At 70.0% G+C, this 26800-nt stretch carries 21 protein-coding genes; 11 read left to right on the forward strand and 10 right to left on the reverse strand.

The features are described 5' to 3' along the window. Positions 1–129: 129 nt before the first annotated feature. A complete protein-coding gene (locus AC1U89_RS02010) occupies positions 130–363 on the reverse strand; it encodes a hypothetical protein (RefSeq protein ID WP_479897985.1) in 234 nt (77 codons plus the stop codon). 113 nt (positions 364–476) lie between these two features. On the opposite strand from AC1U89_RS02010, the gene AC1U89_RS02015 reads away from it, so the two are divergent. The 8 genes from AC1U89_RS02015 to AC1U89_RS02050 all read left to right on the forward strand — a co-directional run bounded on the left by AC1U89_RS02015 (position 477) and on the right by AC1U89_RS02050 (position 12824). Beyond that, positions 477–2768: a glycoside hydrolase family 3 N-terminal domain-containing protein gene (locus tag AC1U89_RS02015; RefSeq protein WP_479898350.1), complete on the forward strand. Its 2292-nt coding sequence runs from the start codon at positions 477–479 to the stop codon at positions 2766–2768. Positions 2769–2875: 107 nt separating this feature from the next. Then, complete coding sequence (locus AC1U89_RS02020; protein ID WP_479897986.1) at positions 2876–3811, forward strand: Gfo/Idh/MocA family protein; 936 nt, start codon at positions 2876–2878, stop codon at positions 3809–3811. 152 nt (positions 3812–3963) lie between these two features. Then, entirely contained in the window at positions 3964–5718 is a 1755-nt protein-coding gene (locus tag AC1U89_RS02025) for a type I secretion system permease/ATPase (RefSeq protein ID WP_479897987.1), read from the forward strand. After that, positions 5715–7103, forward strand: a complete 1389-nt coding sequence (locus AC1U89_RS02030) for an HlyD family type I secretion periplasmic adaptor subunit (protein WP_479897988.1) — start codon at positions 5715–5717, stop codon at positions 7101–7103. The genes AC1U89_RS02025 and AC1U89_RS02030 overlap by 4 nt, the downstream gene beginning before the upstream one ends. A 646-nt stretch (positions 7104–7749) precedes the next feature. Beyond that, positions 7750–8769, forward strand: a complete 1020-nt coding sequence (locus AC1U89_RS02035; protein WP_479897989.1) for a helix-turn-helix domain-containing protein — start codon at positions 7750–7752, stop codon at positions 8767–8769. 121 nt (positions 8770–8890) lie between these two features. Beyond that, entirely contained in the window at positions 8891–10504 is a 1614-nt protein-coding gene (locus tag AC1U89_RS02040; RefSeq protein WP_479897990.1) for a DUF4153 domain-containing protein, read from the forward strand. Between the two features lie 2 nt (positions 10505–10506). Further along, positions 10507–11256, forward strand: coding sequence for a response regulator (locus AC1U89_RS02045; protein ID WP_479897991.1), 750 nt, complete (start codon positions 10507–10509; stop codon positions 11254–11256). Further along, positions 11256–12824 carry a sensor histidine kinase gene (locus tag AC1U89_RS02050; RefSeq protein ID WP_479897992.1) on the forward strand — a complete coding sequence of 523 codons (1569 nt, stop codon included), beginning with the start codon at positions 11256–11258 and terminating at the stop codon, positions 12822–12824. Before AC1U89_RS02045 ends, AC1U89_RS02050 begins: the two co-directional genes overlap by 1 nt. A gap of 159 nt (positions 12825–12983) precedes the next feature. Here AC1U89_RS02050 and AC1U89_RS02055 read toward each other — a convergent pair whose 3' ends face one another. The 7 genes from AC1U89_RS02055 to AC1U89_RS02085 form a co-directional block, all read right to left on the reverse strand. Then, entirely contained in the window at positions 12984–13163 is a 180-nt protein-coding gene (locus AC1U89_RS02055) for a hypothetical protein (RefSeq protein WP_479897993.1), read from the reverse strand. A 62-nt stretch (positions 13164–13225) separates the two neighbouring features. Then, positions 13226–14017 carry a nuclear transport factor 2 family protein gene (locus tag AC1U89_RS02060; protein ID WP_479897994.1) on the reverse strand — a complete coding sequence of 264 codons (792 nt, stop codon included), beginning with the start codon at positions 14015–14017 and terminating at the stop codon, positions 13226–13228. 285 nt (positions 14018–14302) lie between these two features. Further along, positions 14303–14572 carry a hypothetical protein gene (locus AC1U89_RS02065; RefSeq protein WP_479897995.1) on the reverse strand — a complete coding sequence of 90 codons (270 nt, stop codon included), beginning with the start codon at positions 14570–14572 and terminating at the stop codon, positions 14303–14305. 56 nt (positions 14573–14628) lie between these two features. Then, positions 14629–15012, reverse strand: coding sequence for a hypothetical protein (locus AC1U89_RS02070; protein ID WP_479897996.1), 384 nt, complete (start codon positions 15010–15012; stop codon positions 14629–14631). A gap of 382 nt (positions 15013–15394) precedes the next feature. Beyond that, positions 15395–16828, reverse strand: a complete 1434-nt coding sequence (locus AC1U89_RS02075) for an efflux transporter outer membrane subunit (RefSeq protein ID WP_479897997.1) — start codon at positions 16826–16828, stop codon at positions 15395–15397. Then, positions 16828–20004, reverse strand: coding sequence for an efflux RND transporter permease subunit (locus AC1U89_RS02080; protein ID WP_479897998.1), 3177 nt, complete (start codon positions 20002–20004; stop codon positions 16828–16830). The genes AC1U89_RS02075 and AC1U89_RS02080 overlap by 1 nt, the downstream gene beginning before the upstream one ends. A 212-nt stretch (positions 20005–20216) precedes the next feature. Next, on the reverse strand, positions 20217–21395 hold the full coding sequence (locus tag AC1U89_RS02085) for an efflux RND transporter periplasmic adaptor subunit (protein WP_479897999.1): 1179 nt from the start codon (positions 21393–21395) through the stop codon (positions 20217–20219). A 391-nt stretch (positions 21396–21786) separates the two neighbouring features. On the opposite strand from AC1U89_RS02085, the gene AC1U89_RS02090 reads away from it, so the two are divergent. Then, the gene (locus AC1U89_RS02090) at positions 21787–22422 is read left to right on the forward strand and encodes a TetR/AcrR family transcriptional regulator (protein ID WP_479898000.1); all 636 of its coding nucleotides are present in this window, start codon (positions 21787–21789) and stop codon (positions 22420–22422) included. Positions 22423–22887: 465 nt separating this feature from the next. Then, a complete protein-coding gene (locus tag AC1U89_RS02095) occupies positions 22888–23115 on the forward strand; it encodes a hypothetical protein (RefSeq protein ID WP_029913927.1) in 228 nt (75 codons plus the stop codon). A gap of 42 nt (positions 23116–23157) precedes the next feature. On the opposite strand, the gene corA is transcribed toward AC1U89_RS02095, so the two are convergent. Beyond that, entirely contained in the window at positions 23158–24126 is a 969-nt protein-coding gene (gene corA / locus AC1U89_RS02100) for a magnesium/cobalt transporter CorA (protein ID WP_479898001.1), read from the reverse strand. Positions 24127–24329: 203 nt separating this feature from the next. On the opposite strand from corA, the gene AC1U89_RS02105 reads away from it, so the two are divergent. Continuing rightward, the gene (locus tag AC1U89_RS02105; RefSeq protein ID WP_479898003.1) at positions 24330–26006 is read left to right on the forward strand and encodes an MFS transporter; all 1677 of its coding nucleotides are present in this window, start codon (positions 24330–24332) and stop codon (positions 26004–26006) included. Position 26007: 1 nt separating this feature from the next. On the opposite strand, the gene AC1U89_RS02110 is transcribed toward AC1U89_RS02105, so the two are convergent. Beyond that, a complete protein-coding gene (locus tag AC1U89_RS02110; RefSeq protein WP_479898004.1) occupies positions 26008–26427 on the reverse strand; it encodes a hypothetical protein in 420 nt (139 codons plus the stop codon). Positions 26428–26800: the final 373 nt, after the last annotated feature.

Genomic DNA, 26800 nt, shown 5'->3' on the forward strand with positions numbered 1-26800 from the left:
GACCGCTTCGCGGTCGTCTTCCCCCAGAGGGGGAAGAGGGGATTAGCGCGGCGTCCTCCGCCCCCTATGGGGGCGGACAGACGGCGTAGCCGTCAGGTGGGGGCAAGTGGGTGAGCCTCCCACGTCCCCCTAATCCGTATTCCCCTGATGCTCCACATGCCCCTCGCGCACCTCGGTCCGCGAGAACACCTCCTCCTGGCCGTCCTGCAGCAGTTCCTCGGCGTCGGCCTTGTCCTGTTCGGCCTGGGCCAGGACGAGGCGCAGGGCGTCGACCTCGGTCTGGGCCTCGACCACGACGCTGCGGAGCGGGGCTTCCGGCGGGGCGTCGCCGAGACGGACATCGATGCGCCAGCGGGTGGTCATGCAGCTTCTCCGAGGTTGAAGGCGTTGGTTCGCTCCTCAGGTAACGCACCATTGCACCGTGCGGCGTTTCTGGCGAGGTTGCGGCGAGTTCAGTTGGGGAGTCTTTGATGGCGATGGGCGGCGGGCGAAAGGGTCCTGGGCGTAGAGGCGTGGACCGGAGGACGGTCCTGGCCGGCGCGACGGGACTGGCGGGGTTCGCCCTGGCCGGGGCGGGCGCGGCCCGCGCCGCCTCGCCCCGGGTCGAGTCCCTGATCGCCCAGATGACCCTGGAGGAGAAGGCCGGCCAGTTGTCGTGCTATTCCGACATGATCCGGCCGCCCGTCGGCGACATCAATCCGCTGGTCAACCAGCGCAACACCCAGCAGATCCTGGCCGACCTGCGGGCCGGGCGGATCGGGACGCTGATGAATGGCGTCGGGGTCGAGGGGGCGCTGCTAGCCCAGACGGCCGCCGTCGAGCACTCGCGCCTGCGCATCCCGGTGCTGTTCGCCGCCGACGTGATCCACGGCTTCAAGACCGTCTATCCGATCCCGCTGGGCGAGAGCGCCAGCTTCGATCCCACCCTGGCCGAGCGCACCGCGCGGGCCGCGGCGATCGAGGCCTCGTCCTACGCCAACCACTGGACCTTCGCCCCGATGGTCGACGTGGCCCGCGACCAGCGCTGGGGCCGGGGCGCGGAAGGGTCGGGCGAGGACGTGTTCCTGGGCGAGGTGATGGCCCAGGCCCGGGTGCGCGGCTTCCAGGGCCGCGACCTGACCGCCCCCGACAGCCTGCTGTCGACCGCCAAGCACTTCGCCGCCTACGGCGCGGTGGCGGCGGGGCTGGACTACAACACCGTCGACCTCAGCGAGGAGACCCTGCGCGAGGTGCACCTGCCGCCGTTCAAGGCCGCCTTCGACGCCGGCTGCCTGGCGGTGATGTCGGCCTTCAACGACATCAACGGCGTACCGTCGACGGCCAACAAGCACCTGCTGACCGACATCCTGCGCGGCGAGTGGAACTTCAAGGGCGTGGTCATCTCCGACTACACCGCCGACCAGGAGCTGGTGGCCCACGGCTACGCCGCCGACGACAAGGACGCCGCGCGGCTGGCCATCCTGGCGGGCGTCGACATCAGCATGCAGAGCGGGCTCTACAGCCGCTACCTGCCCGAGCTGGTCGCCCAGGGCCTGGTGCCGATGGCCACGGTCGACAACGCCGTGCGCCGGGTGCTGAACCTGAAGGAGGCGCTGGGCCTGTTCGACCGGCCTTTCCGCTCGATCGACGCCAAGGCCCAGGCCGAAAACACCGCCACCCCGGCCATGCGGGCGCTTTCCCGTGAGGCCGGCGGCAAGTCGATCGTGCTGCTGAGGAACGACAACGCCCTGCTGCCCCTGCCGACCAAGGGCAAGAAGCTGGCCCTGATCGGCCCGTTCGCCGAGGACCGCGCCAACATCCTGGGCCCCTGGGCCTTCTTTGGCGACCCCAGCCTGGGCGTCGACCTGGCCACCGGGATCCGTGAGGCGATGGCCGATCCGTCGCAGCTGATCGTCGCCCAGGGCTGCGACGTCGAGAACACGATCCCCGGCGGCTTCGACAAGGCCGTCGCCGCCGCCAAGGCCGCCGACGTGGTGCTGCTGGCGGTGGGCGAGAGCCAGAACATGTCGGGCGAGGCCCAGTCGCGCACCGAGATCGGCCTGCCGCGCGTGCAGCAGCAACTGGCCGACCTGGTCGGGGCCGTGGGCAAGCCGACGGTGGTGCTGCTGCGCCACGGCCGGGCCCTGGTGCTGGAGGGGGCGGTCAAGGCCGCGCCGGCCGCCCTGGCCACCTGGTTCCTGGGCACCGAGACTGGCCACGCCGTGGCCGACGTGCTGTTCGGCAAGGTCAATCCGTCGGCCCGCCTGCCGGTCAGCTTCCCGCACGAGAGCGGTCAGGAGCCGTTCGCCTACAACCACCGCACCACCGGTCGTCCCGCGCCCCAGGCCGACGACAGCCAGGAGTACAAGGCCCGCTGGCGCACGACGCGCAACGAGGCGCTGTACCCGTTCGGCCACGGCCTGTCGTACACGACCTTCGCCTTGAGCGACGTCAAGCTGTCGACCACCCGCCTGGCCTGGAACGACAAGCTGTTCATCACCGCCACCGTGGCCAACACCGGCAAGGTCGCTGGCGAGCACGTGGTCCAGCTCTATGTCCGCGACCGCGTGGCCAGCCGCACCCGGCCCATCCGCGAGCTCAAGCGCTTCCTGCGGGTGGCGCTGAAGCCGGGCGAGAAGCGCGAGGTGCGCTTCAGCCTGGAGCGCGGCTCGCTGATGTTCGTCGGCGACAACGACCGCTGGATCGCCGAGCCGGGGATGTTCGACCTGTGGGTGGCCAACAGCGCCGTGGACGGGCTGGCGGCGAGCTTCGAGCTGCTGGGGGCTTAGGGAAATCCCTCTCTCCATGAGAGAGGGATCAGGTTGGCGTTTGACATCCCAAGCTCGACCGATCATTTATCCTACAAATAACAGCCTAGAGTCGGAAACGCTTGCCCATGACCGTCGCCACCCCCATCCGCGTGGCCCTGATCGGCCTGGGCAAGATCGCCCGCGACCAGCACCTGCCGGCCATGGCCGGCAACCCGGACTTCGAGCTGGCAGCCATCGTCAGCCGCCACGCCGAGCAGCCGGGCCTGCCCAGCTTCCACACGTTCGATGAGCTGCTGGCCAGCGGCGTCGCCTTCGACGCCGTCGCCCTGTGCACCCCGCCCCAGGTCCGCCACGGCCTGGCCCGCCAGGCGCTGGAGGCCGGCAAGCACGTGATGCTGGAAAAGCCGCCCGGCGCGACGCTGAGCGAGGTCGAGGACCTGCGCCAGGTGGCCGAAGCCCATGGCGTCACCCTGCAGGCCACCTGGCACTCGCGCTACGCCCCCGCCGTGCAGCCGGCCCGCGACTGGCTGGCCGGCAAGGCGATCACCGCCGCCCGCATCAACTGGCGCGAGGACGTCCGCGTCTGGCATCCGGGCCAGGACTGGATCTGGGAGCCGGGCGGCCTGGGCGTGTTCGATCCCGGCATCAACGCCCTGTCGATCGCCACCGCCGTCCTGCCGCGCCCGTTCTTTCTCACGTCCGCCGTCCTGCACGTGCCCGAGAACCGCCAGTCGCCGATCCAGGCCGAGCTGGACTTCGTCGACACTTTCGGCACGCCGGTCCGCGCCGAGTTCGACTTCCTGCAGACCGGCCCGCAGAGCTGGGACATCGAGATCGACACCGACGCCGGCGCCCTTCGCCTGTCGCACGGCGGGGCCAGGCTGTGGATCGACGGCGCCCTGGTCCACGAGGCGCCCGAGGCCGAGTATCCGGGGCTGTACGCCCGGTTCGCCCAGCTGATCGCGTCCGGTGCGTCCGACGTCGACGTCACGCCGCTGCGCCACGTGGCCGACGCCTTCCTGCTGGGCCGGCGCGTCGCCGCGCCCGCCTTCGTCGAGTAGGGGCGTCGAGTAGGGGCGCGGCGGTCTTTACCGTCCCGGACAACGACGTTCTTGCATAAAGGCGAGCGCCCACGTTAGGTACCACCCAGGGGCGTGAGACCTGCGTACGGCGTTGTGGCTGACGGGGAGGGGGCGCGTCCGGGGAGAGACGCGTGAAGGTCCTGGACGCACCGTTGCCGCCGCCGCTGCTCGCCGCGCTCCGGGCCTGCCGCCCGCACCTCGTGGCCGCCGCCGTCTTCAGCGCGCTGATCAACATCCTGCTGCTGGCCCCGACCATCTACATGATGCAGGTCTACGACCGCGTCGTGCCCACCGAGGGCCGGCTGACCCTGCTGTACCTGACCCTGGTCGTGGCCTTCGCCCTGGCCACCCAGACGGCGCTGGAGTCGGTGCGCTCGCGCCTGCTGACCCTGGCCGGCCTGCGGCTGGACCGGCTGCTGGCCGGGGGCATCCTGCAGAAGCTGATGAGCGCCATGGCGCCCGGCTCGTCGGCCCAGGGCATGCGCGAGTTCGACCTGGTGCGCCAGGCCATGTCCGGCCCGGTGGCCACCGCGATCATGGATATCCCGTGGACGCCGATCTACGTGCTGGTCGCCTTCATGATCCACCCGGCCCTGGGCGCCATGACCGTGGCCGGCGGCGCGCTGCTGGTGACCCTGGCGGTGCTGAACGAGCGGGCCACGCGCAACCGGGCTCGCGAGGCCTTCATGGCCCAGTCCCAGGCCTACGCCTCGCAGGAGGCGGCCGCCGCCAACGGCGAGGTGGTGCGCGCCCTGGGCATGCGCGGTGCCCTGCGCGAGCGCCAGCTGGCCGACCGCCGCACGGGCCTGGACCTGTCGGCCAAGGCCCAGTTCACCGGCGGCGGCTATTCGGCGGCCACCAAGTTCACCCGCATGTTCCTGCAGTCGGCCGCCCTGGGCCTCGGCGCCTGGCTGGCGGTGGACAAGCAGATCTCGGCCGGCGCGATCATCGCCGCCTCGGTGCTGATGAGCCGCGCGCTGCAGCCGATCGAGCAGCTGGTCGGGTCGTGGGGCCTGGTCGGTCAGGCGCGCGGCGCGCTGAACAACCTGATCAAGCTGTTCCCGCCCACCCAGGGGCTGGAGGTGTCTGGCACCCAGCTGCCGGCCCCCACCGGCGCGCTGTCGCTGGAGCAGGTGGCCGTGCGCGCGCCCGGCGAGGGGCCGGTGCTGCTGCGCGGCGTGGCCCTGAAGCTGGCGCCCGGCGAGATCCTGGGCGTGATCGGCCCCAGCGGGGCGGGCAAGACGACCCTGGCGCGGGTGGCCGCGGGGGCGATCACGCCCGACGCCGGCACCGTGCGCCTGGACGGCGCCAACCTGGCCGACTGGGACGGCGACAAGCTGGGCCGCTACATCGGCTACGTGCCGCAGGACTCGGCCCTGATGGCCGGCTCGATCAAGGACAACATCTCGCGCTTCGCCATCTGGGCGGGCGGCGACCCCGCCATCGTCGACGCCAATGTGGTGGCCGCCGCCCAGGCGGCCGGGGTGCATGAGCTGATCCTGCGCTTCCCCAAGGGCTACGACACCCACCTGGGGGCGGGCGGGCGCGGGCTTTCGGCCGGCCAGGCCCAGCGCGTGGCCCTGGCCCGGGCGCTGTACGGCGATCCGCCGCTGCTGATCCTGGACGAGCCCAACTCGGCCCTCGACGCCGACGGCGAGCTGGCGCTGAACAACGCCATCCTGGCCGCCAAGACGCGGGGCGCGGCGATCCTGATCGTCGCCCACCGCACGGGCATCCTCAACATCGCCGACCGCCTGCTGGTGCTGCGCGACGGCCAGATGGAGCTGCTGGGCCCGCGCGCCGAGGTCGTGGCCAAGATGGCCGAGGCCGCCAAGGCCAACGCCGCCAAATCCGCTTCCACCGCCCTGCAGGCCGCCAAGCCATGATCGCGCTCAATCTCGACGGCCCCGAACAGACGCCGGAACCGCCTCCGGAGGAGACCCCCGCCAAGGTCCCGCCGCGCCTGTCGGACGACCCCACCCGGATGATCCGCATCGGCGCGGGGGTGGCGGGCCTGTTCTTCGTCGGCTTCCTGGGCTGGGCGGCCCTGGCCCCGCTGGACGCCGGCGCGTACGCGCACGGCGTGATCGCCGTGGCCGGCAACCGCCAGGCGGTGCAAAACCGCGAAGGCGGGGTGGTCACCGGCATCCGGGTGGTCGAGGGCCAGAGCGTGGTCAAGGGCCAGATCCTGGTCGAGCTGTCGGCGTCCGAGCTGCGGGCCAGCGAGCGCGGCATGACCGGCGAGGTCCTGACCCTGCTGGCCCAGCGCGCCCGCCTGATCGCCGAGCGCGACCGCCAGCCCGGCTTCGCCGCGCCGCCGGAGTTCGCCAAGCTGACGCCCGAGGACCAGCCGCTGGCCGACGAGGCCCTGCGCCTGCAGCGCCAGCAGTTCCAGGCCCGCCGCAGCTCGCTGCAGACCCAGCGCGGGGTGCTGAACCAGCGCATCCTGCAGCTGAGCCAGCAGTCCAGCGGCGCCGAGCGCCAGCTGGACGCCAACCGCGAGCAGCAGAAGCTGATCGAGGAGGAGCTGGAGGGCGTCCAGGACCTGGCCGCCAAGGGCTACGCGCCCAAGACCCGGGTGCTGGCCCTGCAGCGCAGCGCCGCCTCCCTGACCGGCGAGGACGGCGCCTATCGCGCCCAGATCGCCCGCTCGGCCGAGCAGATCGGCGAGACCCGCCTGCAGACCCTGTCGCTGGAACGCCAGATGATGGAGGAGGTCTCGGGCCAGCTGCGCGACGTGCAAGTGCGCCTGGACGACCTGCAGCCCAAGCTCCTGGCCGCGCGCGAGCAGCTGTCGCGGGCCACGGTCCGCGCGCCGTCGGGCGGCAAGGTGGTGGGGCTGAACGTCTTCACCGTCGGCGGGGTGGTGGCGCCCGGCCAGACCCTGATGGAGATCGTGCCTCAGGACCGCCGCCTGGTGATCCAGGCCAAGGTCTCGCCCAACGACGCCGACGACCTCAAGCCCGGCCAGAAGACCCAGATCCGCTTCACCTCGCTGCACGAGCGCGACCTGCCGCTGCTGAACGGCACCCTGACCGAGCTGTCGGCCGACAGCTTCACCGACGAGAAGACCGGGGTGCAGTACTTCCGCGCCGAGGTCGCCGCTCCGCCCGAGGAGCTGGAGAAGATCCGCAAGATCCGCGGCGCCCAGTCGGGCCTGCAGGCCGGCCTGCCGGTCGAGGTGCTGATCCCGCTGCGCAAGCGCTCGGCCCTGGCCTATCTGGTCGAGCCGATGTTCCAGACCTTCTGGCGGATGGGCCGGGAGCATTAGAACCCCTCTCTCTTTGAGAGAGGGAGGGGCCCGCCGCGAAGCGGTGGGAGGGTGAGAGGTTTCACCGCCGGCCGAAAAGTCTCGAGCCGTTCGGCCGGGTGGCTTGCGGCGTTCTGGGACGCTTGAACCGTTCGACTATCCAGCTTTGAGTATTGCCGAAACAAGGTGGGGACGAGATCTCGTCAGTGTCCGATCGGGTAGGCCGTACCCACTCACCCTCCCACCGCCTGCGGCGGCGGGCCCCTCCCTCTCTCCATGAGAGAGGGGCGAGAAAACCGCCAGCGCTGTCATCGGGAAAATAAAAGGCGGGCCTCCCCCAAGGCCCGCCTTCAGTTTGTGGGTCCCCCTCGGGACGTGGGCGGCGCTGGTCGCGAGGGCCCCCCCAGGCCTGGCGGTACGCCGTTCTCCGAGCCGATGACGTCGCGTCAAAGCATCGGTGAATATGGTCCAGGACGATACTGATCACTGACCAGTGTTCGTCCCGCGGGACCGACACCAGTAAGGCTTTGCGCGGCGTAACCATTACATGCCGGTCCCATTTTCTTGATCCTTTGTCTCAAAGGAAAAGGCCGCCCTCGCGTGGTGCGACGAACTCCCGCATTGGGCGAACAGAGTAAACGCGTAAATGTGCCTTGGGGGAGGCCTTATGAGTGAACCTTTCAACCCGCCCGGCGAGACCGTTTTCGAGCTCGGGCGGACGAACTTCAGCACCCGGAGCGTTCCGCCCGAGGAGCGACACGACTATTATCGACGTGAGGTGCTGGTCGCGCTGGACGCGCGCGATCCCGAACCGGGGTTCACGGCCAACATCACCTCGCTGCGTCTGGGGCCCCACGCCTTCTACGTGACCGAGACCGGCGGCCAGACCGTGTTCCGCACGCCGGAGATGGTCGCCGCCGACGGCCTGGACCACTACATCGTCCAGTTCAACATCGCCGGGTCGCATACGGGCGACTTCGACGGCGTGCCGTTCTCGTTCGGTCCGGGCGAGGTGGGGATCTGCGACCTGTCGCGGCCGATGCTGATGCACTCGACCGCGGTCAAGGTGCTGTCGACCTTCCTGCCGCGCGCCGCCGTCGACGCCGTGGCGCCGGGCATCGCCCTGCACGGCATGGTGCTGGACGGCAATCGCGCCGGCCTGCTGATCGAGCACCTGACGGCCGTGACCCGCTGGTTCCCCCAGCTGGTGCCCGAGACCCTGCCCGGCATCACCCGCGCCACCACCGAGCTGCTGGGCGCCTGCCTGGCCATGGAGGCCCGGCGGGCCGACTTCGGCGTGCGCGAGTCGCCGGTGCTGATGCGGGCCCGCGCCTATGTCGAGCACAACCTGCTGGAGCCCGGCCTGAACCCCGCCAAGATCAGCGAGGCCCTGGGCGTGTCGCGCTCCACCCTCTACCGCCTGTTCGAGCCCCTGGGCGGGGTGACGGCCTATATCTGGGACCGCCGCCTGCACCTGGCGCGCGCCGCCCTGCTGGACCCCAAGCGGGCCCGGCGGATCAGCGAGATCGCCTTCCAGTGCGGGTTCTCCAGCGAGGCGCACTTCAGCCGCAGCTTCCGCAAGGCGTTCAACATCCGCCCCAGCGACCTGCGCTCGCTGCAGCCGGCCCTGGTGGACGAGCCGGACACCCCGTTCTCGAAGTGGACCGACACGGCGCGGGGGACCTGACCCCGCCCCAGGCGGTCGGGGGAGGGCGCTGCACCGAAACTGCACGTGAAACGCGTCGCGGCGACGGTTTGCTCTCCACCGCGTCCGGGCACTCAGCGGGCTCCAGAAGCCGGAGCCCGCCATGCCGCTTTCCCGTCCGCCCCGCGACCTGTCCTTCGCGTCCAAGGCCGGGGCCGCCCTGGCCCTGGTCGCGGTCGCGGACCTGCTGTTCTGGGGGCGCGCTTTCGGCGCGACCCTGGGCGGCTTCGCCCTGCTGCTGGTCCTGGCCGCCGTCGTCCTGAAGCCGGCCGTCCGCCGCGACGCCAAGGCCGCGTGGGCCCTGGCCGCCGCCGTCGTCCTGGCCCTGGTGCTGGGCTGGTCGCCCGGCCCCCTGGCCTGGCTGCTGTTCTGGGCGGCGATCAGCCTGGCGGTGCTGCTGCCCCGCGCCCACCGCTTCGACGACGCCTGGCTCTGGAGCCAGCGCCTGGCCGCCCAGGCCGCCGAGGGCCTGCTGGGCCCCTGGCTGGACCTGGCCCGGACCAGGCGCATCCGCCGCACGGCGCCGCGCTGGACGCTGCGGGGCCTGGCGCCGCTGCTGGCCCTGCCGGTGATCGGCGGCGCGATCTTCCTGGCCCTGTTCGCCCTGGCCAATCCGGTGATCGCCGGCGCCCTGGCGACGCTGAGGTTTCCGACCGTCAGCGGCGACCTGTTCTGGCGGGTCGTCTTCTGGCTGATGGTCCTGACCCTGGCCTGGAGCGTGCTGCGGCCGCGCCGCCGCCGCGTCCTGCCGACGGGCAAGCGCCGGCCCGTGCTCGACATCGCTGGCGTCTCGGTCGCCTCGGTCACCCTGTCGCTGATCGTCTTCAACGCCCTGTTCGCCGTGCAGAACGGCCTGGACGCCGTGATCCTGTGGGGCGGGGCCGGGCCGCCGGCGGGCCTGACCCTGGCGGAGTACGCCCATCGCGGCGCCTATCCGCTGATCGCCACGGCCCTGCTGGCGGGGCTGTTCGTGCTGGTGGCCCTGGACCCGCGCATGCCGACCGCCAAGGTCCCGACGATCCGCGTACTGGTGGTGGCCTGGGTGGCGCAGAACCTGTTCCTGGTGGCCTCCAGCATCCTGCGGACGGTGGACTATGTGCAGGCCTATTCCCTGACCCAGCTGCGGATCGCCGCCCTGGTCTGGATGGGCCTAGTCGGGCTGGGCCTGGTGCTGATCTGCTGGCGGATGCTGCGCGGCAAGAGCGGGGCCTGGCTGATCAACGCCAACGCCGCCGCCGCCCTGGTGGTGCTGGCCGCCGGCTGCGTCGTCGACCTGGGCGCCGTGGCCGCCGCCTGGAACGTCAGCCACGCGCGCGAGGTTGGCGGCCGGGGGCCGCGCCTGGACCTCTGCTATCTCGACGCCCTGGACGGCTCGGCGGCCGTGTCGCTGGTCCGGCTTGAGCAGACCGCGGCGCCGGACCTGCCGGCCGACTATGTCGCGGCGTTGCGCGAGGAGGCGGTCGACGACCTGTGGGCCCAGCAAGGGGATTGGCGCAGCTGGAGCCCGCGCGCCGCGCTCCGCCTGGCTGCGATCAAGGCGCTGCAGGCCGGCCGTCCCGTGGCGCGCAGCGCGCCGGCCCCGGACGGCCGGGACTGCGGCGGCCGGCCCCTGGGGATGTCCGCCGTCGATGCCGGACCGCCGCCGGTCGCCTATGACCCGCCCCCGGTTTCGCCGCCGGTCGTCTCGCCCCCGTTGACCCCAAGCCCGGAGCACTGAACATGAGGGCCATGCAGCAGCGCACGATCCTGGTCGTCGACGACGACCCCCACATCCGCCAGCTCCTGGTGTTCGCCCTGGCCAAGGTCGGGCTGGAGACCCGCGAGGCGGCCGACGGCGAGGCGGCCCTGGCGGCCGTGGCCGAGAAGGCGCCCGACCTGGTGGTGCTGGACATCAACATGCCGCGCCTGGACGGGCTGGAGGTGTGCCGCCGCCTGCGGGCCCAGGGCGACCTGCCGATCCTGTTCCTCAGCTCGCGCGACGACGAGATCGACCGGGTGCTGGGCATCGAGCTGGGGGCCGACGACTACGTGGTCAAGCCGTTCAGCCCGCGCGAGGTGACGGCCCGGGTCCAGGCGATCCTGCGCCGCACCGGCGGCAAGGGGACGGAGGCCGCGCGGGCCGACGGCCTGATCGTCCGGGGCAAGCTGACCCTGGACCCCGAGGCCTGGAGCGCCCAGTGGGCGGGCGGCGAGGTGTCGCTGACCGTCACCGAGTTCACGATCCTCAAGACCCTGGCCGGGGCCCCGACCAAGGTGTTCAGCCGCGACGCCATCATCGACCGCCTGCGCGGCCCGGGCTTCGCGGTCACCGACCGCACCATCGACAGCCACGTGCGCAACCTGCGGGCCAAGTTCGCGGCGGTGGGCGGCCACGACGTGATCGAGACGCGCGCGGGGATCGGGTACCGCCTGGGAGCTTGCCAAGGTGGGTCGGGCCAAGGGCCCTCCGGCCAAGGCGCGACCGCCTGATGGACGCCTGGCTGCGGCGCTGGTGGCCGGCCCTGCGCCTGCGCGCCATCCTGCTGACCGTGCTGCTGTTCGCCGCCGCCATGCCGGCCATCGGGGCGGTGTTCCTGCGCACCTACGAGAACACCCTGGTTCGCCAGACCGAGGCCGAGCTGACCTCGCAGGGGGCCGCCCTGGCCTCGGCCGCCGCCAACCTTTGGCCCGGCGCCGTGCGCGACCTGACCCCGGCCGACCCCGACGCCCGCGACGATCCCGGCTACTACCGGCCGGAGTCCACCAGCGTCGACCTGCGCAGCTCGCCCTTGCTGCCCGAGCGCCCGACCGCGACGCCGGGCCCGAAGGCCGATCCCCAGGCCGAGGCGGCGGCCGAGGTGCTGGAGCCGATCTTCGACCAGACCAGCCGCAGCACCCTGGCCTCGATCCTGATCGTCGACCGTCACGGGGTGGTGGTGCGGGGCCTGGGCCAGGGCGGCAGCCTGGCGGCCCTGCCGGAGATCAGGGCCGCGCTGAAGGGCCATTCGCGCACCGTCCTGCGCCGCAACGGGGCCTATCACCCGCGCTATTCGTTCGAGTGGCTGAGCCGCGCCTCGGCCGTGCGCCTGCACCATGCCCGCCCGGTGGTCGTCAACGGCAAGGTCGTGGGGGCGCTGCTGCTGTCGCGCTCGCCCCGGGCGCTGTTCCGGGGCGTCTACCAGGACCGGGGCAAGCTGCTGGTCGGGGCCGGGGCGACGATCGTGCTGCTGATCCTGCTGTCGGGCCTGGTGTCGCGCGGGGTGACCCGGCCGATCGAGGCGCTGAGCGCGGCCACCCGCAGCGTGGCGACCGGGCAGGGGGCCGTGCCCGAGACCCCGGCCACCGCCGCCGTCGAGATCCGCGACCTCTACCAGGACTTCCGGGTGATGGCCGACGCCATCGCCGTGCGCTCGCGCTACCTGCGCGACTTCGCCGCCGCCGTCAGCCACGAGTTCAAGACCCCGCTGGCCGGGATCACCGGGGCGGTCGAGCTGCTGGACGACCATTTCGACACCATGACCCCGGACGAGCGCCGCCGGTTCCTGGGCAACATCTCGGCCGACAGCGCCCGGCTCTCGCAGCTGGTCGGGCGGCTGATGGACCTGGCCCGGGCCGACATGGCCATGCCCCAGGCGGGCGTGGCTTCGGAACTGGCCGCCGCCGCGCGACGGGTGGCCGACGCGCAGGGGCGCGACATCGCCGTGGTCCTGGACCTGGCCGACGACCTGCCGCTGGTCGCCGCGCCCGAGGCCACCGTCGAGACCGTGCTGACCACCCTGGTCGAGAACAGCCGCCAGGCCGGGGCGCGGGCGGTGACGATCCGGGCGGAAGCCATCGGCGACGAGGTGGTGCTGAGGGTCAGCGACGACGGCCCCGGCGTGCCGGCCGCCGACCGCGATCGCCTGTTCGAGCCGTTCTTCACCAGCCGCCGCGAGGCGGGCGGGACGGGCCTGGGCCTGTCGATCGCCCGCTCGCTGCTGGCGGCCAGCCAGGGCCGGATCGGCCTGGTCGAAGCCGAGACGGGGGCGGCGTTCGAGGTGGGGCTGCCGAGGGGGTAGGCGCGCACCCACTTGCCCCCTACGGATCGCTTCGCGATCGTCTTCCCCCATAGGGGGAAGAGGGCTCCGTGCGCGCGTCCTCCGCCCCTGTGGGGGCGGACAGACCGCAAAGCGGTCAGGTGGGGGCAAGTGCTCGCGCGACTTGCGCTCGTGGCAAGCCTACTTCCGGCCGCCCCACCGCACCCTGCGGAACGCCCGGCGCGCCACGATCACGCCCAGGGTCGCGATCACCGCGCCGGCGACGCGGGTGACGTCGGTGTGGAGGGTGAATTCGATCACCAGTCCCGCCGCGATGAGGCCGGCGCCGACGGCGAACTGGATCTTGGTCTGATTGTCCATGGCGGGGCTTTACGACGGGAGCGCGGCCGAGACCAGGGGCGTGGGCCAGGGGCCGCCCGCCTTCACAGCAGCGCTTCCTTGACGAACAACAAGGCGATCATCCGCCAACCCGACGCCGTCCTCAGCACAAGCGCGCGGTCGGTCCATTCGCCGCTCGCGGAGCGGAACGACCAGCGCGCCATGCCCACGTCGCCCCGGGCCTCGACGACATGGCTGGTGACCTCGAAGGTCGCGCCCGCCGAGGTCGCGCGCCGCTCCCGATAACGCGCCTGCCACTCGGCCACGGACGCGGCGACGAATTCGCCCTCCTCGACGCTGGTGACCAGGGCGCGGGGATCGAGGGTCGCGCCCAGCCGGTCCGCGTCCCAGGCGCGGTCGGCCGCCAGCTTGGCGTCCACCACCGCCGCCACACCCGCGGCCGAGGCGGGGCTATCGGCGGCGTCGGGCTGGCATAGGGTTGCGACAATGCGCCAGCCGCCGGACAGCCGGGCCAGCAGTACGTACTCGGCGAAGGGCTTGCCGTCGCGGATCGCGCGCACCCTGGCCAGGGCGGTGGTCCGGCCGGCGTCGATCCGCTCGAGGGTCATGGTCGGGATCGCCGGCTCGGACGCCTTGGCCAGCCGGCCCTTCCATTGCGCCTGATAGGTGGCGGTGACCGTCCCGCCGTCGAGGCAGTAGGCGATGGCGCTGGGCTGGAAGGCGCGCGCCAGCTTGACGGGATCGCGTTCGGCCACCGCCTCGCCGTAGCCGCGCACCGCGTCGGCGGGGGTGGCGTGCGCCGCCGGCCCGTCGGCGGCCCGCGCCGCGACGGGCGACAGGGCCGCGACCATCAGCGCGCCCAGGATCAATCTCATCGTCGCCTCCTTGCAGAGGGCTGATTGTCGACGGGCACGATGCTTTGACTATTCGAAACGTGGGTGAGGATCGTTCCAGCGGATGAAAGGGTGCGGCCGCCAGCGCGGGATTACACCCACTTGCCCCCACCTGACCGCTTCGCGGTCTGTCCGCCCCCATAGGGGGCGGAGGACACGCGCACAGCGCCGGCGGCAGGCCTCTTCCCCCTATGGGGGAAGACGATCGCGGAGCGATCCGTAGGGGGCAAGTGGGTGAGCCGCGGCCTTGGACCTGACGGCCGACCCTCAGTGCGCCTGGGGCAGGTAGACCACCCGGCATTCGCCGTCGATCGTCGTGTAGCGGCCGGTCGCCGCGTCCACGAACGAGAGGCGGCCGTCGTCATATTCGACCTTGCCGGTCGAGCGGCCGGAATAGGTCTGCGTGCCATAGCTCCAGCAGGTGACGTCGGCCGGACGGTCGGTCCAGGTGGCGTCGTTGCGGGCGCGCTTGCTGTCGGTGCAGGCGGACGAGGCCAGGGCCCCGGCCACGGCGAAGAGGGTGAGTGCGGTTTTCATGCCGCCAGCCTCACACGGCGAAGCCTGGATCGAAAGCCCCCTTGGCGTGGGATGGCCTACAGCCGTCCGCGTCGCCCGCCCTTCAGCTTGTCCAGCGCGCGCCGGGCGTGCTCGGCTTGAGCCGCCACGGGGGCGCCGACTGGCGCGGGAGACCGCGCGTCCGCCATCATGGCGCTCAGGTCGGCCATGCCGTGGGCGGCGTGCAGTCCGGCGGCGACCGTTTCGGCCAGCCGCGGCTTGCCGCGTGGGGTGGGAACGGCCAGGGCCACCTTGCGGGCCTGGGCGGCGAGGTCGCCGATGGCCTTGGCCCTGTCGCGGACCTGGCGGATGGCGGCGGGATCGATGGCCTCTTCCAGCATCGCCCAGGTCGCCTCGAGGGCGTCCATCAGCTTGATCTGGAAGGTCAGGCACCGGGTGGGGATGTCGTGAGCTTGGGTCATGCCGCCATTGTGCGGCCGTCCCGGAGGGTGAGGATCGGAAACGTGCGTTTTCGTGTAGCGCGTTGATTTCGTTGAGGGCGGGTTTGCGGAGCGCGGGGATAGAGGACGCTCACGCCACCCTTTCAACCGTCATCCCGGGCCTTGTGCCCGGGACCCCTCTGTCCGCCGCAGGTGCGGGAGGGGCGAACCGCTAGCGGTTCGCTTGCGTCTCACGTGGAAGCTGAACCAGGGGTCCCGGGCACAAGGCCCGGGATGACGGTTGTTGGAGCGGCCCTGTGGATAACTTTTAAGGGCGAAGGAGGGGACACACACTCACCCCACGGCCGTTGCCGGACCGGCTGGGCCTTGCCGTGAGTGTGTGTCCCCTGTTTCGGGCTCGGCCTTACGACGTCCAACCGCCGCCCAGCGCCTTGTAGATCGCCACGACGTTGGTGTTCACGCCGGTCTCGGCGACCGTCAGCGAGTCCTCGGCGGCCAGCAGGGTGCGTTCCGCGTCGAGCAGCACCAGGAAGTCGATGCCGCCTTCCTTGTACTGGATGCGGGCCAGTTCGGCGGCGCGGCGCGAGGCGGCGGCCTGGTTGGTCAGGCTGACCAGCTGGGCCTGCTGCTGGCGGTAGGCGACCAGGGCGGTCTCCAGGTCCTCCAGGGCGCGCAGGACGGTCTGGTCGTAGACGGCCAGGCTGGCGTCGTTGCGGGCCTCGGCGGCCTTCAGGCGCTGGTGGGCGCCGCCCAGGTCCAGGGCCGGCCAGGTGACCACGGGGGCCACCGACCAGGCCTGGCTGGCGCTGTTGCCGAAGCTCGAGGCCGAGCCCGACAGGAAGCCGACGAAGCCGGTGACCCGGACGCGCGGGAAGAGGTCGGCCGTGGCCACCCCCACCTTGGCGGTCTGGGCGGCCAGGCGACGCTCGGCCGCCTGGACGTCAGGCCGCCGGCGCAGCAGGTCGGCGGCGTCGCCGATCGGCAGGGCGGCGATCAGCGGCGTGACCTCCGCGTCCTTGGCGACCAACACGGCGTCCAGTGCGCCCGGCCGCTGGCCCAGCAGCACGCAGAGCCGGTAATTGGCCGCCTTCTCCGCCGTGACCAGGGCCGGAATGACAGCCTCGGTGGCGTTGAGGCGGGCTTGGGCCGAGGCGACGTCGATCGGGTTGCCGGCCCCGGCGTCGTAGCGAACCTTGGTCAGGCGCAGTGTCTCGCGCTGGGTGTCGAGGTTGCGGTTGGCGACGGCCAGGCGGGCCTGGTAGCCGCGCAGCTCCAGATAGTTCCGGGCCACCTCGGCGGCGACGGTCACCTGGGCGTCGCGCAGGTCGGCCTGGGCCGCCCCGGCTTCGGCCCGGGCCGACTCCACGCCCCGGCGGACGCGGCCGAACAGGTCGATCTCCCAGCCGGCGTCGAAGCCGGCCTGGTAGGTCTCGCTCTCGACGCGCTGGCCGTTCGAGCCTGGCTGCTGCTGGTCGCTCTTCTGGTAGGCGCCGCTGGCGGTGACCCGCGGGATCTGGTCCAGGCGCGCGTCCTTGAACAGGGCGCGGGCCTCGTCCACCCGGGCGACCGCGACCTTGAGGTCGAGGTTGCCCGACAGGGCCTGGGTGATCAGGCCGTCCAGCACCGGGTCGTTGAACGCCTTCCACCACTGGGCCTCGGGATTGGCGGTGGAGAAGGCGCCGGCCGGGGCGTTCTGCAGCACGACCGGGGCCTGGACCGGGGTCTTGTAGTCCGGTCCGACGGCGCAAGCCGACAGCAGGAGCATGCTGGCGAACAGGCCCAGTTGGACCTTCAGGTTACGCCAGCCGGGCTGGCGGGGTTGAGAAGCAACGGACATCAGTGCGCCTCCACGGGCGTGGTCTGTTTGGCCGCCTTCAGCGCCGCCCGACGGGCGGTGTTGCGGCGGATCACGAAGTAGAAGATCGGCGTCAGGATCAGGCCGAAGACCGTCACCCCCAGCATGCCCGAGAACACCGCCACGCCCATGGCGCGGCGCATCTCGGCGCCGGCCCCGTGCGAGGTCACCAGGGGCGCCACGCCCATGATGAAGGCGATCGAGGTCATCAGGATCGGCCGCAGGCGCAGGCGGCAGGCTTCCAGCACCGCCTGCAGCGGCGTGTCGCCATGCTCCTCGCGTTCCTTGGCGAACTCGACGATCAGGATGGCGTTCTTACACGCCAGCCCCACCAGCACGATCAGCCCGATCTGGGTGAAGATGTTGTTGTCGCCATGGGTCAGCAGCACGCCGGCCAGGGCCGACAGCAGGGTCATCGGCACGATCAGGATGACCACCAGCGGCAGGCTCCAGCTTTCGTACTGGGCGACCAGCACCAGGAAGGCCAGCAGCACGCAGAGCGGGAAGATGTAGACCGCCGTGTTGCCCGCCAGGATCTGCTGGTAGGTCAGTTCGGTCCACTCGTAGCCCATGCCGTTGGGCAGCTCCTTCTTGGCCAGGTCCTCCAGGGCCTTCTGGGCCTGGCCGGTCGAGTAGCCCGGGGCGGGGCCGCCGTTGATCTCGGCCGTGAGCACGCCGTTGTAGTGGCTCTCGCGGTCGGGGCCGGTGGCCTCCTTGAAGCTGACGAAGGCGCCCAGCGGGATCATCTGGCCGTCGGCGTTCCGCGTCTGCAGGCGCAGCATCTGCTCCGGCTGCATGCGGAATTTCTGGTCGGCCTGGACGTTGACCTCGTAGGTGCGGCCGAAGCGGTTGAAGTCGTTGACGTACAGCGAGCCCAGATACACCTGCATGGTCTCGAAGAGGTCGGTCAGGCTGACGCCCGAGGCCCGCGCCTTCTCGCGATCGATGTTGGCCTCGATCTTCGGCACGCTGACCTGGTAGGTCGAGAACACGCCGGCCAGGGCGGGGTCCTTGCGGGCCTTGTCGATCAGGTTCTGGGTCTGCTTGTTCAGTTCATCCGGGCCCAGGCCCGCGCGGTCGACGATCTGCATGCGGAAGCCGCCGATCGTGCCCAGCCCCTGCACCGAAGGCGGCGGGAAGACCGCGATCTGGGCGTCGGGGATGGCGCCGAACTTGGCGTTCAGCTGGCCGACGATGGCGTTGGCCGACAGGTCGTGGCCCTTGCGGTTCTTGAAGTCGTCCAGCGGGAAGAACACCGCGCCGGAGTTGGGGCTGTTGATGAAGCCGTTGGCCGACAGGCCGGGGAAGGCCACCGAGTGCTTGATGCCCGGCACCTTCATGGCGATGTCGCCCATCTGGCGGATGACGGCCTCGGTGCGGTCCAGCGAGGCGGCGTCGGGCAGCTGCACGACGGCGACCACATAGGCCTTGTCCTGCTGGGGCACGAAGCCGCCCGGGGTCTTGCTGAAGGCGAAGACCGTCAGGGCCAGCAGGATGCCGTAGATCACCAGGCCCGCGGTCGACTTGCCCAGGGTGCGGCCGACATTGCGGACGTAGCCGTTGGACGCCTTGGCGAACATGCGGTTGAACGGGTTGAACAGCCAGCCCAGGGCCGCGTCGATGATCTTCTGGAACCGGTCCTTGGGCGCGTCGTGGCTCTTGAGCAGCACGGCGGCCAGGGCCGGCGACAGGGTCAGGGAGTTGAAGGCCGAGATCACCGTCGAGATGGCGATGGTCAGGGCGAACTGGCGGTAGAACTGGCCGGACAGGCCGCTGATGAAGGCGGTCGGGATGAACACCGCGCACAGCACCAGGGCCGTGGAGATGATCGGTCCGGTGACCTCGCTCATGGCCTTGCGCGTGGCCGCCGCTGGCTCCAGGCCGTTGGTTATGTTCCGCTCGACGTTCTCGACCACCACGATGGCGTCGTCGACGACGATGCCGATGGCCAGCACCAGGCCGAACAGGGTCAGGGCGTTGAGGCCGAAGCCCAGCATCAGCAGGACGGCGAAGGTGCCGATCAGCGAGACGGGCACGGCGATCAGCGGGATGATCGAGGCGCGCCAGCCCTGCAGGAAGATCACCACCACGATGACCACCAGGATGATGGCCTCGATCAGGGTGTGGATCACCGAGTTGATCGATTCCTGCACGAAGGCGGTGGTGTCGTAGATGATCTCGTAGTCGACGCCTTCCGGGAATTCCTTCTTCAGCTCCTTCATCGTCTTCTTGATGTCGGCGGCCATCTGCAGGGCGTTGGAGCCGGGGCGCTGGAAGATCGGCATGGCCACGGCCGACTTGTTGTCGAGCAGCGAGCGCAGGGCGTAGTTGTTGGCGCCCATCTCCACGCGGGCCACGTCGCCCAGGTGGGTCAGCTCGCCGTTGGCGCCCGAGCGGATGATGACGTTCCGGAACTGCTCCTCGTCGGTCAGGCGGCCGGGGGCGTTGATCGACAGCTGGAAGTCGGCGGCGCCGGGAGCGGGCGGGGCGCCCAGCTGGCCGGCGGCGACCTGGACGTTCTGCTCGCGCAGGGCCTTCACGACATCACCGGCCGTCATGTTCAGCGAGGCCAGCTTTTCAGGGTCCAGCCACACGCGCATCGAGTAGGCGCCGGCCCCGAAGATCTGCACGTCGCCCACGCCGTCCACGCGCTTCAGCCGGTCGCGGACGTTCAGCTGGGCGTAGTTGCTGAGATACAGCATGTCGTAGCGGTTGTTGGGCGAGATCATGTGCACGACCAGGGTCAGGTCGGGCGAGGCCTTGTCGGTGGTCACGCCGATCCGCTGCACCTCCTGGGGCAGCTTGGGCAGGGCCTGGGCGACGCGGTTCTGCACCTGCACCTGGGCCTTATCGAGATCGGTCCCGAGGGCGAAGGTGACGGTCAGGATCATCGCCCCGTCGGAGGCCGACTGCGACGACTGGTAGATCATGCCCTCGACGCCGTTGATCGCCTGCTCCAGGGGAGCGGCGACGGTCTGGCCGATGACGGCGGGGTTGGCGCCCGGATAGGCGGCGCGCACGACCACGGTCGGCGGCACCACCTCGGGATATTCCGAGATCGGCAGGCGCGGCAGAGCCACCAACCCGGCGATGAAGATGACGATCGAGAGCACGGCGGCGAAGCGCGGCCGGTTCACGAAGAACTTTGAGAAATTCATGGGGGGCGTCCGGGGAGGAGGCAAGGAGGGGGCGTCGGCCGGTTCAAATCCGGCCTGAAAGCGAATTCCTGATCCGCTCATCCCGGCGAATGCCGGGACCCAGATCCCCTAGCGGGGAGGATGGTTGGAAGAGCTCCGAGCTTTTGGCGTCAGCCCCAAAGCCATTCCATCTGGGTCCCGGCGTTCGCCGGGATGAGCGGTTCAAAGAGCGGTCAGTTCTGCGAAACGCTGTTGATCATCGCGACCCGCTGCGGGCCGGTCTCGAACTGTGACAGGTCGCTGGAGAGGTCGGTCTTGATCACCACCGGGCTGACGGTGTCGCCCGGCTTGACCTTCTGCAGGCCGCCGACGATCACCCGGTCGCCGGGCTTCAGGCCCGTGCGGATGATGCGCAGGGCGCCCGCCAGCGGGCCAATTTCGACCGGGCGGTACTCGGCCTTGTTGTTGGCGCCGACGACCACGACGTAGCGCTTGCCCAGGTCGGTGGCCACGGCGCGGTCGGGGGCCAGGGCCACCGTCTGCGAGGTGTCGCTGACCATGCGGATGCGGGCGAACAGGCCGGGAGTGAACCGGCCGTCGGCGTTGGCGAAGATCGCCCGGCCGTTGATCGTGCCGCTCTTGGCGTCCAGGGCGTTGTCGATGAACTTCAGCTGGCCCTGGTGCGGATAACCGTCCTCGGTCATCAGGCCCATATAGACCGGGCTGGCCTTGCCGCGTTCGGCCGAGGCGTACTTCAGGAAGGTCTGCTCGTCGGCGTTGAAGGTGGCGTAGATCGGGGTGTCTGACACCACCGTGGTCAGCAGGTCGGACGGGGTGACCAGGTTGCCGCGGGTGATCACGGCCTTGGAGACCCGGCCGTCGATCGGCGAGACCACGCGGGTCCATTCCAGGTTCAGGCGGGCCGTCTGGAAGGCGGCGTTGGCGGCGCCGAGATTGGCCTGGGCGGCCTTTTCCTCAGCGGAGAGCCGGTCGAATTCGCTCTGGGCCAGGGCGTTCTGCTCGATCAGTCGGCGGCCGCGCTCGCGGTTGACGACGGCCAGGTCCAGCTGGGCCTTGGCGCGGGCGACTTCGGCTTCAGCGCGGTTGGCTTCGGCCTGGTAGGGGCGCGGGTCGATCTGGAACAGCACCTGGCCCTTGTGGACCCGGGCGCCTTCCTCGAAGCGGGCGCCGTCGACGAAGCCGCTGACGCGCGGGCGGATGTCGACGGTGTCGATGGCCTCGAGGCGGCCGGTGAAGTCATCCCACTGGCGCAGTTCCTTGAAGGCCACCGGCGTGATGGTGACCTGGGCGGGCGGCGGGGCGGCTTCCTGCTTGGCCTGGGCGCTGCAGGCGGCCAGCACGGCCATGGCGGCCAGACCGGCGAAAGACGTGAAGACGGGGCGGAGGGACATAATCGGACCTGTCGGACGAGTGAAGCGGGGGGAGGAGACGCGGAGGTTTTTCATTCCCAGACGGGACGCCGGGATTTCTGGCGGGCCTTCGGCGAGGAGACCCAGTCCCGACCGGACGGATCGTCGGCGCCGCGGCCGATCAGCTTGCGGAGAGAACGGGCCGGGCCGGCCAACCAGGCGGCTCGGACGGGCGGGGCAGTCTCTGGGCTTGCGCTCGGGGGCATGGCTCGCGCTCCGTTCCGGGGGTAAAGATCAAATGTCGCAGTTGCTGTTGCTTGACGTGACGTCCATCTGTGACGATGTAGTCGTATGTGACGATACCGTTCGGTATCATCCACGCGGTGAGAGATACTGACCGGTAACTCTCACGTCAAGGTGAGGTGCTGTGAAAATGGCTGAGAGAAATTCTGGCGGGGGCAAGGTGGACGAAATGGAGGCGCCCGCGTGCGCTCCGTTGTCCAAGCGACCGGCCCGCGACCGGATCTTCGAAACGGCCCGCGAGCTGTTCTATCAGCACGGCATCCGCGCGGTGGGGGTCGAGGCGATCGCCGCCGAGGCCGAAGCCACCAAGATGACGCTCTATCGCAACTTCCCGTCCAAGGACGAGCTGGTCGCCGAGGTGCTGCGCGAGCAGGAACGCGACTACTGGGCGTGGTGGGAAGAGGTGGTCGGCTGCACGTGCGGCGACCCGCGGGCCCAGCTGGAGGCGATCTTCGACGCCTTCGAGACCAAGGCCTGCAACGCCGACGTCCACGGCTGCCCGCTGTCCAACGCCGCCATCGAGCTGCACGAGGCCGACCACCCGGCCCAGAAGGTGTCGGTGGCCTACAAGCAGCAGCTCCACGCCCGGCTGGTCGACCTGTGCCGGCGGGCCGGCGCCCCGGACGACGACCTGGCCGACGGCCTGATGCTGCTGATGGAAGGCTCCTACACCGCCCGCGTGACCCTGGGTCCGAGTGGCCCGGTGAAGGTCGTGGCGCGGGCCGGGCGAGCGCTGATCAAGGCGCATCTGGACAAGGACTGCTAGGGCTCCTCCGTCACATCGCTTCGCGCTGCGCCACCTCCCCCGCTTAACGGGGGAGGATTAACGCGCCGCGCGGACACCCATCCCCCGATAGGTCCGCGCGGCGCGCGCCGGCGCCGTCCAAAGGGGAGGGAAAGGACGTCGCCGCCAAAAATCTATCAAATCAGTAGGAATTGAGTCTCGGCAGATTTTCTGGCCCGACCCCGAGAACATCGAACGACCCGAGAAACTAAAAACGGGGCCAGGAGTTCTGGCTCGCGTCAGTTGCGTTCGGGTCATACCCATGTCGTCAAGTTGTGAAATAGCGAGCCTATAAGATGTGTCGATGTCATCCCCTCGTAGGGCGAATGCCGATCTGACCTCGATGTTTCGGGGGCGGATCGCCAGCCCGAACAGCCCGCTCGTTCGCGCCCTTAAGGCCTTCCGGCCGGCGCACCCCAAAAGTCTGATTTGCGTAAGGAGCTCGTCATGGCTCTGCTGATTTCCGTCGCCCCGGCCGAGCAAGGCTGGTCGGTGCGCTCCGAGGCCCTGGAGGCCGAACTCACCTTCGAACGCGGTGGTCGCGCCGAAGCCGCCGCCCGCGACCTGGCCAACCGCCTGGCCGCCTCGGGCCACGCCGCCGAGGTGCGGGTGTTCCTGCGCGACGGCGCGGAGGCCGGGCGTTTCCTGCACCCCGCGCGCGCCTGGGCGAGCTAGGGCTCTTCAGCCCCCCAAGGCCCGGGATGACGGTTGGAATATTTACAGCCACCCGTTCTTCTTGAACCGCCAGTACAGGTAACCGATCACCCCGGCGACGCCGGCCATCACGGCCGGATAGCCGAAGGTCCACTTCAGTTCCGGCATGTGCTCGAAGTTCATGCCGTAGATTCCGGCCACCGCCGTGGGCACCGCCAGGATGGCGGCCCAGGCGGCCAGCTTGCGGGTGATCTCGCTCTGCCGCTGCTGTTCCAGCAGCGAGGCGGCTTCGAACACCGAGGTGATCACTTCGCGAAGGGCGTCGACCATGCCCTCGACCTTCTGGGTGTGGTCCAGCACGTCGCGGAAATAGGGGCGGACGTCGTTGTCCAGGCAGGGCGTCTCCAGGTGCTCCAGCCGGCCGCAGACCTCGGCCATGGGGCTGAGCACGCGCTTGAAGCGGATCAGGTCGCGGCGGACGTGGAACAGGCGCTTGACCTCGGCGTGGCTGAGAAACGCTTCGAGCGTGCGGCGCTCGATGTCCAGCACCTCGTCCTCCAGCGCCTGGATGATCGGCAGGTAGCCGTCGACCACGAAGTCCAGCACCGCGTGCAGCACATAGTCCGAGCCCTTGGCCAGCAGGGTGGGCGAGGCCTCCAGCTGGGCGCGCAGCTCGGTGTGGGCGCGGGCCGAGCCGTGGCGGACGGTGATCAGGTGGCCCTCGCCGACGAAGATCGCCGTCTCGCCATAGGCGATCTGGGCGTCGACCAGCTGGGCGGTGCGGGCCACCACGAACAGCTCGCGGCCATAGACCTCGACCTTGGGCCGCTGGTGGGCGTTGAGCGCGTCCTCGATGGCCAGGGGGTGCAGCTTGAAGCGCTTGCCCAGCCGGTCCATCTCGGCCGCGCTGGGCTCGTACAGGCCGATCCAGACGAACTCGCCGGGCTTGGTCTCCAGGGCGTCGTCCTGGTCGAGGCGGACCTCCCGGGTCCGCACGCCGTCCTTGTAGATGTAGGCCGCGACGACGCTCATCCCGATCACGAATCCCTTGTCTGGTCCCGGAAAATGGGACCACGAAGATTTCTTTGAGCCAACGCTTCGGCTTTCGCCAGGTTCATGTTTAGCCTCTCGCCAACACCGCGAACGGCGTTCATTGTGAGCCCGGCCGTGGTTGCGGTAACATAGTTGGATCGCCCGAAGCGGCGACGCCAAAAAGACGCTTGGGGGAGATGCGAATGGGAAGCGACGCCGCGAAGCCGGTGAAGGGCGCCAAGGGCGGCCGCGCCGTGGAGCGCAAGGACGCCCTGGTGATCGGGGCCGCCTCGGTGGGCACCGTCTTCGAGTGGTACGACTTCTACCTCTACGGCTCGCTGGCCACCTACATCACCAAGCACTTCTTCTCGGGCGTCAACGAGACCACCGGCTACATCCTGGCCCTGATGGCCTTCGCCGCGGGCTTCATCGTCCGGCCGTTCGGGGCGCTGGTGTTCGGGCGGCTGGGCGACCTGTGGGGGCGCAAGAACACCTTCCTGGTGACGATGCTGCTGATGGGCCTGTCGACCTTCGTGGTCGGCCTGCTGCCCAGCTACGCCCAGATCGGCGTGCTGGCGCCGGCGGCCCTGGTGGTCATGCGCATCATCCAGGGCCTGGCCCTGGGCGGCGAGTACGGCGGCGCGGCGACCTATGTGGCCGAGCACGCCCCGGCCGGACGGCGCGGCTTCTACACCAGCTTCATTCAGGTGACGGCCACCTTCGGCCTGTTCCTCAGCCTGGTGGTGATCCTGCTGACCCGTCAGACGGTGGGCGAGAGCGCCTTCGAGACCTTCGGCTGGCGCATCCCGTTCCTGATCTCGGTGCTGCTGCTGGGCGTGTCGCTGTGGATCCGCCTGCAACTGTCGGAGAGCCCGTCGTTCCAGCGCATGGTCGACGAGGGCAAGGGCAGCAAGCAGCCGCTGGTCGACTCGTTCGCCAAGTGGGGCAACCTGAAGATCGTGCTGCTGGCCCTGGTGGGGCTGACGGCCGGCCAGGCGGTGGTCTGGTACACCGGTCAGTTCTACGCCCTGTTCTTCCTGGAGAAGATGCTCAAGGTCGACGGCGGGACGACCAACCTGCTGGTCGCCGTCGCCCTGCTGATCGGCACCCCGTTCTTCGTGTTCTTCGGCTGGCTGTCCGACAAGATCGGCCGCAAGCCGATCATCATGCTGGGCTGCATCCTGGCGGCCCTGACCTATTTCCCGCTGTTCAAGACCCTGACGACGGCGGCCAATCCGCAGCTGGCGGCGGCCGTGGCCAGCGCGCCGGTGACCGTGGTGGCCGACCCGGCCGACTGCTCGTTCCAGTTCGATCCCGTCGGCAAGACGGTGTTCAACCGCTCGTGCGACCTGGCCAAGTCGTACCTGGCCAAGGCGGGCGTCACCTATTCCAACCAGGCCGCCCCGGCCGGTTCGGTGGCCCAGATCAGGATCGGCGGCACGACCATCGACTCGTTCCCCGGCCAGACCCTGGACAAGACCGCGTTCAAGGCGAAGAAGACGGCCTGGGAGAAGCAGCTGGGCGCGGCCCTGAAGTCCGCCGGCTATCCGGCCAAGGCCGACCCGGCCCTGATCGACAAGCCGCTGGTGGTGGGGGTGCTGGCGATCCTGGTGATCTACGTGACCATGGTCTACGGCCCGATCGCAGCCATGCTGGTCGAGATGTTCCCGACCAATATCCGCTACACCTCGATGAGCCTGCCCTACCACATCGGCAACGGCTGGTTCGGCGGCTTCCTGCCGACCACGGCCTTCGCCATGGTGGCGGCCACGGGCGACATCTATTACGGGCTCTGGTACCCGATCGTGGTGGCCGCGGTGACGGCCGTCGTGGGCGTCCTGTTCCTGAAGGAAACCAAGAACGTCGACATCGAGGCTTAGGCTAGGCCGCCTGGCCGGGGCCTTGGGCCCCGGTCAGCAGGCCGTCGATGCGGGCCCCCTGGGCGGTCTCGCGCCGGGCGTCGAGATAGGCGGTCACCCGCTCCAGCATCTGCTCGGCCTGGTTCAGGCCGCCCAGGGCCCAGTCGATCTCGCAGACCGTCCGGTGGTCGCCGTGCAGCCGTTCGCGGGACGCGGTCAGGGCCTTCATGGCCACCGCGTGCAGGGCGGTCATGTCCCGGCAGGCCTCGGCGGCCATCCAGCCGACCGCAGCCATCCGCCGGGCCCGGCTGAGCGCCGCTTCGGCGTCGCGCTGGCGGGTTTCGGCCTCGCGCAGCACGGCCTGGGCCCGAATCAGCTGGCGCGCGCCGCTCTCGGCGATCTGGCGTCTCTGTCGGCGCTCACCATCGCAGACGGCCTTCAAGTCGCGTAGAGCTTGAGCCCATTCGTCCGGCTCTCGTCGGTTGTTTGGAGTCTCCACGAGATTCCGTTTTCCGAAGATCGCCATTTCCTTCCAATTTGGACGAGCCATAGAGTCCTCCGCGACCCTGTTTCGTCCCCATGTTTCTTCCGAATCTCTCGGTCTGCTATGCGGCAAGTGCCAAATTTGGCGATCTTCCTTTCGATTTTATGTATTAATGAATAATGTTAAATTAACTATACACAAAACTTGGTTATCAAGCTGGACCATTGGAAATTTTGTAATTTTGTCTGCTGTTTCGATGCTTTCTAGTGGTTTCACCTTACTTACAACACAGATGGGTCGTGGCATCGTTGCAGGGTGAATCGGGCGACGA

Source organism: Caulobacter sp. 05T431 (genome assembly GCF_056665975.1).

What these genes read in the sequence shown, in the direction of transcription:
- AC1U89_RS02010 (WP_479897985.1), bottom strand. Translation starts at nt 363, where the DNA reads ATGACCACCCGCTGGCGCATCGATGTCCGTCTCGGCGACGCCCCGCCG.
- AC1U89_RS02015 (WP_479898350.1), top strand. Translation starts at nt 477, where the DNA reads ATGGGCGGCGGGCGAAAGGGTCCTGGGCGTAGAGGCGTGGACCGGAGG.
- AC1U89_RS02020 (WP_479897986.1), top strand. Translation starts at nt 2,876, where the DNA reads ATGACCGTCGCCACCCCCATCCGCGTGGCCCTGATCGGCCTGGGCAAG.
- AC1U89_RS02030 (WP_479897988.1), top strand. Translation starts at nt 5,715, where the DNA reads ATGATCGCGCTCAATCTCGACGGCCCCGAACAGACGCCGGAACCGCCT.
- AC1U89_RS02035 (WP_479897989.1), top strand. Translation starts at nt 7,750, where the DNA reads ATGAGTGAACCTTTCAACCCGCCCGGCGAGACCGTTTTCGAGCTCGGG.
- AC1U89_RS02040 (WP_479897990.1), top strand. Translation starts at nt 8,891, where the DNA reads ATGCCGCTTTCCCGTCCGCCCCGCGACCTGTCCTTCGCGTCCAAGGCC.
- AC1U89_RS02045 (WP_479897991.1), top strand. Translation starts at nt 10,507, where the DNA reads ATGAGGGCCATGCAGCAGCGCACGATCCTGGTCGTCGACGACGACCCC.
- AC1U89_RS02050 (WP_479897992.1), top strand. Translation starts at nt 11,256, where the DNA reads ATGGACGCCTGGCTGCGGCGCTGGTGGCCGGCCCTGCGCCTGCGCGCC.
- AC1U89_RS02055 (WP_479897993.1), bottom strand. Translation starts at nt 13,163, where the DNA reads ATGGACAATCAGACCAAGATCCAGTTCGCCGTCGGCGCCGGCCTCATC.
- AC1U89_RS02060 (WP_479897994.1), bottom strand. Translation starts at nt 14,017, where the DNA reads ATGAGATTGATCCTGGGCGCGCTGATGGTCGCGGCCCTGTCGCCCGTC.
- AC1U89_RS02065 (WP_479897995.1), bottom strand. Translation starts at nt 14,572, where the DNA reads ATGAAAACCGCACTCACCCTCTTCGCCGTGGCCGGGGCCCTGGCCTCG.
- AC1U89_RS02070 (WP_479897996.1), bottom strand. Translation starts at nt 15,012, where the DNA reads ATGACCCAAGCTCACGACATCCCCACCCGGTGCCTGACCTTCCAGATC.
- AC1U89_RS02075 (WP_479897997.1), bottom strand. Translation starts at nt 16,828, where the DNA reads ATGTCCGTTGCTTCTCAACCCCGCCAGCCCGGCTGGCGTAACCTGAAG.
- AC1U89_RS02080 (WP_479897998.1), bottom strand. Translation starts at nt 20,004, where the DNA reads ATGAATTTCTCAAAGTTCTTCGTGAACCGGCCGCGCTTCGCCGCCGTG.
- AC1U89_RS02085 (WP_479897999.1), bottom strand. Translation starts at nt 21,395, where the DNA reads ATGTCCCTCCGCCCCGTCTTCACGTCTTTCGCCGGTCTGGCCGCCATG.
- AC1U89_RS02090 (WP_479898000.1), top strand. Translation starts at nt 21,787, where the DNA reads ATGGCTGAGAGAAATTCTGGCGGGGGCAAGGTGGACGAAATGGAGGCG.
- AC1U89_RS02095 (WP_029913927.1), top strand. Translation starts at nt 22,888, where the DNA reads ATGGCTCTGCTGATTTCCGTCGCCCCGGCCGAGCAAGGCTGGTCGGTG.
- corA (WP_479898001.1), bottom strand. Translation starts at nt 24,126, where the DNA reads ATGAGCGTCGTCGCGGCCTACATCTACAAGGACGGCGTGCGGACCCGG.
- AC1U89_RS02105 (WP_479898003.1), top strand. Translation starts at nt 24,330, where the DNA reads ATGGGAAGCGACGCCGCGAAGCCGGTGAAGGGCGCCAAGGGCGGCCGC.